The following is a 5,609-nucleotide window of genomic DNA, read 5'->3' as shown; positions in this document are numbered from 1 at the left end:
AGTAGGGAGTAGGGAGTAGGGAGTAGGGAATAGGGAATAGGGAATAGGGAGTGTGGGGAGATGGGGAGATGGGGAGATGGGGAGATGGGGAGATGGGGAGAATAATTCCTGTAGGGTGGGCAGTGCATGATTGGTGATTAATTGGCTTGCCATCGGGAAGGTAAGCACTGCCCACCCTACGATTAATATTACTGCATCACTATTCTCTAGTCCCGATTCCCGATTCCCGATTCCCTACTCCCGATTCCCGATTCCCGATTCCCTTAATTAATTGGTAGTTTAGGATTATAAAGTTTTATAACTTATAGCCAATATGGCCAGACTTTTATATTAGCCATGGGGGAAGTTTCTATTAAGACTTAATAGAAATTAATTGGGTATATCGCTATCATGGAAATCTTTGATATAGGTTTCGTCGAGAGGTTAGAAAGTGACAGCTTTGTCTCTGACAGTAGTGATCAGAAAATGCCTGATGTTGTCGGTGGTAAAAGTAGCAGGATTCGTTGGCCTCATAATCACGAACCGCAGCAGGAGCCTATCACAATTGTGAGCATACCCATAGAATTACCGTATTGTCCTCTTTACTTATTTCCTGATGGCACAATTGGGCATAAATGTTTTGATACTCGTCCTTTTTAAGGATAGCGGTAATAATATTCATTTATCTTATTCATAAGGTACACAGGATTTATTCCCTGTTCCCTATTCCCTGTTCCCTAAAATCCACAACTTGTGTACCTCACCTATTTGATTTTTGCTATAGTCACTACACCCAGCCAACCGCATTTTTGATTTGATATACCGCCAGCTCGCGGTCTATATGTTTCTTGGCTTTAACAATAGGACTGTTAGGACTTTTGTACCAGCGCTGGGAGCGGAAACAAAAACCATTGGCTGTTATTACCTCCCAACTATAGCGAGTCCGATCAATCAATAACCAAATTTCATAAGAGTGGTATGTCTGTTGGGGAAATTTAAGAATACCAATTTCTAGCAGAATGCTCATGCGCATCCGCGATCGCTCTATACGTTTGAGTAATTCCAGAAAACACAATGCTGCCCGTTTAGCCGCCTCATGAGTGGGGTAACGGTAGCGATCGCGGGGCTCAAATTTGAAGTCTCGACTACTAAGGCGGAAATGAAACTTGCCTGAAGCATCCTCGACATATATCACACTCCAAGGGGTTTTCGGGTACTTTACACAAAAACCTGGAGCTATTAATTTAACCGCAGTTGCCATCCTTATCCCTTTGCTAAACCGTTGCTGAGAGGATCTTAACCAAATTTTTATCGATCACCAACGGAGGGTTTTGGTCAATGAGCCTGACCGAAGGTCATTACCCATTACCGATTACCCATCATTCTCAATCATGCCACAATTGAGCCACGCCCTTTTATATCATGTCAGGATAATTACCCTTAATAAAAATCTCCCCACCTCCCCATCTCCCCACCTCCCCATCTCCCCATCTCCCCATCTCCCCATCTCCCCACACCTCCCACCCTTTCCTTAATTATGGGTATTCAACCAGACTTGATATTAGGCATGTGAGAGATCAATATCATCCTGGCCGTAGGCTTGCCAAGCCAAGTCTACTAAGCCATCAACAATAGCAGCCGCCACTACCGCAGAACCCTTACGACCATCAATCCGAATGTGGGGAATTAAAGAATCCCTCAACCGAGATTTAGCCACATCCACCTCTACAAATCCCGCAGGTACCCCAATCACCAAGGCTGGTCGAATTTCCTCTGCTTCAATCAACTCCACCAATACTGTCAAAGCTGTCTGAGCTTGACCAATCACAAAAATTCCTTCTGGATAGCGTCTAGCTAAGGTTTGCATCCCCCAGGCTGCCTTAGTCTTTTGTTTTTGGGGACGAGTGAGGGTTTCCATGCTGCAATACACCGGATTAGCAAAGGTATCTTGAATGTGGGGAGTGATCCCTACTTGTACCATTGGCACATCCACTACAATTGTGCTACGAGCAGCTAGAGCTGCTGCTCCTGCTTGTAATGCCCGCTCAGAAAAATGAATCAGAGACTTATACTCAAAGTCGGCTGTGGCATAAATCACCCGCCGCACAATCTCGTATTCTGCTGGTGAAAAGACATGCTCGCCTATTTCACGGTCAATAATTGCCAGACTTTGGGCATCAGTTATATGCCATTCCATGAGGACTCTTCAGACAAACTGGTTGTGATTATTTTGACATTATTATGCTTGCTCTAGTGGTTTTCATATTAGGGAATAGGGAATAGGGAATAGGGAATAGGGAATAGGGAATAGGCAAGAGGCAAGCTAGCAATAGGCAAGCTAGCAACAGGCAATAGGCAAGCTAGCAACAGGCAACAGGGAAAACTGATCTGACTCCCCATCTCCCCATCTCCCCATCTCCCCATCTCCCCATCTCCCCATCTCCCACACTCCCCATCTCCCCATCTCCCCCACACTCCCCACACTCCCGACTCCCGACTCCCTACTCCCTACTCCCTACTCCCTACTCCCTACTCCCTACTCCCTGTAACTAAAAATTAAGAATAATTGCAATTTGATTCAGATTCTCTTATATCCCTAATCGATATGTTTAGCTTGGCAAGAGGATTTGGGGAATTAGATACCAGGGAAAGAACACTTATCCCTAAGGATAGTCATTACCTCGGACTTCTGAGAAAATCTAAATCACGAGAGGTCTTAAGGCTGTTCGCGTAGCGTGGCCAAAGGCCAAGGCTGTTCGCGTAGCGTGGCCAAAGGCCAAGGCTGAAACTCTCTTGGTTGCTGAGTAACAAATCCATAAAATTGTTACATTTTTGATGATTGATGATTGATTTTTGATGCTTAATGCTTAATTTTTGATGATTGATGCTTGATGTTTGATACTTGATACTTGATACTTAATCTTTTAACAAGGGAGAATAGGATATGAAATTGGCTTACTGGATGTATGCAGGTCCTGCCCACATTGGCACACTGCGCGTTGCGAGTTCTTTTAAGAATGTCCATGCTATTATGCATGCCCCCCTAGGGGATGACTACTTCAACGTGATGCGCTCCATGCTAGAGCGAGAGCGGGACTACACTCCGGTAACTGCTAGTATTGTTGACCGGAACGTGCTAGCACGGGGTTCTCAGGAAAAAGTAGTGGACAACATCACCCGCAAGGATCAGGAGGTAAACCCTGATCTGATTGTGCTAACTCCCACCTGCACCTCCAGTATCCTACAAGAAGACCTGGAGAACTTCGTAAACCGGGCTCAGATGGATGCCAAGGCTGATGTGATGTTGGCAGATGTGAACCACTACCGGGTCAATGAATTACAAGCGGCTGACCGCACCCTAGATCAAATTGTTCAGTTCTACCTCAACAAAGCCCGCAAGAAGGGTGAGCTCCCAGAGGGCAAAACTGCAAAACCCTCGGTGAACATCATTGGTATTTCTACCCTTGGCTTCCACAATCAACACGATTGTACTGAACTGAAGCGGTTGATGGCTGATTTGGGCATTGAAGTTAACGAAGTCCTCCCAGAGGGAGCGTCTGTCCACAATCTGAAAAATTTACCTCGGGCTTGGTTTAACCTGTTGCCTTATCGGGAAATTGGCTTGATGAGTGCCCGTTACCTGGAAGAAGAGTTCTCGATGCCCTATGTCGATATTGCTCCTCTGGGTGTGGTGGAAACTGCTCGTTGTATCCGTAAGATTCAGGAAATCCTCAATGGTCAAGGTGCTAATGTCGATTACGAAGAGTACATCGACAACCAAACCCTGTACGTTTCTCAAGCTGCCTGGTTCTCTCGCTCCATCGACTGCCAAAACTTGACCGGTAAGAAGGCTGTGGTTTTCGGAGATAATACCCACGCTGCCGCTATGACCAAGATTCTGGCACGGGAAATGGGTATTCATGTGGTGCTGGCTGGTACCTACTGTAAGTATGATGCGGATTGGTTCAAGGAGCAGGTGAGCGAATACTGTGATGAGATCCTGATCAGTGATGATAATGGTGCGATTGGGGATGCGATCGCACGAATTGAACCTGCTGCGATTTTCGGTACCCAAATGGAACGGCACGTTGGTAAGCGATTGAACATTCCTTGTGGTGTGATTGCTGCTCCCATTCATATCCAAAACTTCCCCATCGGTTATCGTCCCTTCATGGGTTACGAAGGTACTAACCAAATTGCTGATTTGGTCTACAATTCCTTTACCTTGGGTATGGAAGACCACTTGTTGGAAATCTTTGGTGGTCATGATACCAAGGAAGTGATTACCAAGGGGATCTCTGCTGATTCTGACCTGAACTGGAGTAAGGACGCTAAAGCAGAACTGAATAAGGTGCCTGGTTTTGTTCGGGGTAAAGTAAAGCGCAATACTGAGAAGTTTGCTCGTGAGCGTGGCTTTAGTGAAATCACTCTTGAAGTGATGTATGCCGCTAAGGAAGCTGTAGGGGCTTGAGCTTAATACAGATTTAACCTGTATCAGGGGAGGTGGGGAGATAGGGAGATAGGGAGATAGGGAGATGGGGAGATGGGGAGATTGGGAATCAGATCAGTTTTCCCGATTCCCGATTCCCGATTCCCGATTCCCGACTCCCAATTCCCAATTCCCGATTCCCGATTCCCGATTCCCGATTCCCGATTCCCGACTCCCGACTCCCGACTCCCGACTCCCGATTCTTTTTACCTTTTTCAAAGTCTGTGACTCTATCGACGAAGATTGCTGTGATTGCTCCGAAAAAATTTAATTATTATTTACAAAAAATCTGAATAGCTAGACCCGCCTATGGCTTCTGGTGGGTATGGATGATTTTGCCCAGCCATGGTCTATGGTGAGCAACGTTAACGGGTGGATCTCATTAAAGCTGTTTGAGCCGCTGGTGCGTTACGGGACGGGCTGTCCCAACAAGGCGTGAAGAGGCAGAAAATGAGGGCGAGCCCGTCCCTAACGCACCCTACGCAACATTTACAACAGTAGTACCCCCGCTTCATTCACCCTGGTGATTTAATAGTTTTGTTTATTGTAATAGTTTTTAATAAAGTTATTTATAAAAATAGTTATTTAAATATTAAATTTAATAAATAAGATTTAAATTGCTTGAGATAATTGCTTAAACTAAAAAAAATCGATTTAAGCTAATTTAAAGGCTAGATCGATCAAAAAAACCCTGTATTTTCTAGTGCAGTTGGTGAATAATGCAATAAGCGCCGAAGCGATGCAGAGGTGCGACCCGTGGCGAATTTAATTCGCCAACGGAAAGCGCACCTAAGCGGTCTTGGGGGTTTCCCCCATGAGCGACTGCATCAAGACAAGCCAAGCAATCTATCGCTGGCTTTAGGGTCCCTCGCTTAACTAGTGCCTGAGATAAATCAAGCAAGCATAATTTTGGCAATTATGCTTTCGGCTGGCTTAGGGGCAAAGACAAAAGAAGAATTTTTATCTGAAACAGGAGATAACTAAAGGTGAAACTTTCAGTTTATGGAAAAGGTGGTATCGGTAAGTCCACAACTAGCTGTAATATCTCAGTTGCCCTAGCTAAGCGGGGTCGAAAGGTGCTGCAAATTGGCTGTGACCCGAAGCATGACAGCACATTCACTCTGACTGGTTTTCTGATCCA

8 protein-coding genes are annotated in these 5,609 nt (G+C 45.4%); 4 read left to right on the top strand and 4 right to left on the bottom strand.

The window, feature by feature from the left end; all coding sequences use genetic code 11:
- The first annotated feature begins 133 nt into the window (after positions 1–133).
- Positions 134–271, top strand: a complete 138-nt coding sequence (locus tag F6J94_RS29205; protein WP_293046786.1) for a hypothetical protein — start codon at positions 134–136, stop codon at positions 269–271.
- Between the two features lie 495 nt (positions 272–766).
- Here the strand turns inward: F6J94_RS29205 and F6J94_RS29200 are convergent, their stop codons facing one another.
- The 4 genes from F6J94_RS29200 to F6J94_RS29185 form a co-directional block, all read right to left on the bottom strand.
- On the bottom strand, positions 767–1,240 hold the full coding sequence (locus F6J94_RS29200) for a hypothetical protein (protein WP_293046785.1): 474 nt from the start codon (positions 1,238–1,240) through the stop codon (positions 767–769).
- 300 nt (positions 1,241–1,540) lie between these two features.
- On the bottom strand, positions 1,541–2,176 hold the full coding sequence (locus F6J94_RS29195) for a precorrin-8X methylmutase (protein ID WP_293046784.1): 636 nt from the start codon (positions 2,174–2,176) through the stop codon (positions 1,541–1,543).
- A gap of 68 nt (positions 2,177–2,244) precedes the next feature.
- Complete coding sequence (locus tag F6J94_RS29190) at positions 2,245–2,403, bottom strand: hypothetical protein (protein ID WP_293046783.1); 159 nt, start codon at positions 2,401–2,403, stop codon at positions 2,245–2,247.
- A gap of 252 nt (positions 2,404–2,655) precedes the next feature.
- Positions 2,656–2,796, bottom strand: a complete 141-nt coding sequence (locus F6J94_RS29185; protein WP_293022896.1) for a hypothetical protein — start codon at positions 2,794–2,796, stop codon at positions 2,656–2,658.
- A gap of 127 nt (positions 2,797–2,923) precedes the next feature.
- Here F6J94_RS29185 and bchB point away from each other — a divergent pair, with 127 nt between their 5' ends.
- The 3 genes from bchB to F6J94_RS29170 all read left to right on the top strand — a co-directional run.
- On the top strand, positions 2,924–4,450 hold the full coding sequence (gene bchB / locus F6J94_RS29180; protein WP_293022899.1) for a ferredoxin:protochlorophyllide reductase (ATP-dependent) subunit B: 1,527 nt from the start codon (positions 2,924–2,926) through the stop codon (positions 4,448–4,450).
- Positions 4,451–4,514: 64 nt separating this feature from the next.
- Positions 4,515–4,739 carry a hypothetical protein gene (locus F6J94_RS29175; RefSeq protein ID WP_293046782.1) on the top strand — a complete coding sequence of 75 codons (225 nt, stop codon included), beginning with the start codon at positions 4,515–4,517 and terminating at the stop codon, positions 4,737–4,739.
- Positions 4,740–5,454: 715 nt separating this feature from the next.
- The coding region (locus F6J94_RS29170) for an AAA family ATPase (RefSeq protein WP_293046787.1) at positions 5,455–5,609 on the top strand (155 nt) is incomplete at its 3' end.

Origin of the sequence: Moorena sp. SIO1F2 (assembly GCF_010672755.1) — a bacterium.
Taxonomy (GTDB): domain Bacteria; phylum Cyanobacteriota; class Cyanobacteriia; order Cyanobacteriales; family Coleofasciculaceae; genus Moorena.
Note: the sequence above shows the minus strand (reverse complement) of the source record. Positions and strands in the feature narration are given on the sequence as shown.